The 527-nt window shown below is 75.5% G+C and carries 1 protein-coding gene; it reads right to left on the bottom strand.

From position 1 onward, the window contains the following. Positions 1–130: 130 nt before the first annotated feature. Positions 131–527, bottom strand: a 397-nt coding sequence (locus tag A9X04_RS10490) for a transglycosylase family protein (RefSeq protein ID WP_369828941.1), incomplete at its 5' end; no start/stop codon positions are given.

Raw genomic sequence — 527 nt, 5'->3', positions numbered from 1 at the left:
TCCACCCTACCACCCGTAGTAGTGGGGGGGGGGGGGGGGGGGCCGGCCCCCCCCCCCCCCCCCCCGCCCCGGGGGGGCGGGGCGGGGGCCCCCCCACTACTTGTCACTACTTAGTACTGCGTTGGGGAGGTCAGCCGCGACGGCCGCACACCGGCCAGGCGCCGATGCCCTGGGAGTGCAGCACGTTCTCCGCTACCCGGATCTGCTCCTCACGGCTCGCGTTCTGGGGCGAACCGTTGCCGCCGTTGGCGCGCCAGGTGCTCGGGGTGAACTGCAGGCCACCGGAGAAGCCGTTACCGGTGCTGATCGACCAGTTGCCGCCCGACTCGCACTGCGCGATGGCGTCCCAGTTCACGCTGTACGCCCGGACCGGCGGAGGCGGCGGGGCGTCCGGGCCTGGAGGCGGCGGCACGTTGGGGTCAAACCCCGCGGGTGCCGGCGGCGGGGCGTCCGGCGCCGGGGGTGTCGGCCAAGCTCCCACCGGTGGAGAAGGCGGCAACGGCCAGCCCCCGGTCCTCGGCGACCCC

Origin of the sequence: Mycobacterium sp. E3247 (genome assembly GCF_001667785.1) — a bacterium.
Lineage (GTDB): Bacteria > Actinomycetota > Actinomycetes > Mycobacteriales > Mycobacteriaceae > Mycobacterium.
Note: the sequence above shows the minus strand (reverse complement) of the source record. Positions and strands in the feature narration are given on the sequence as shown.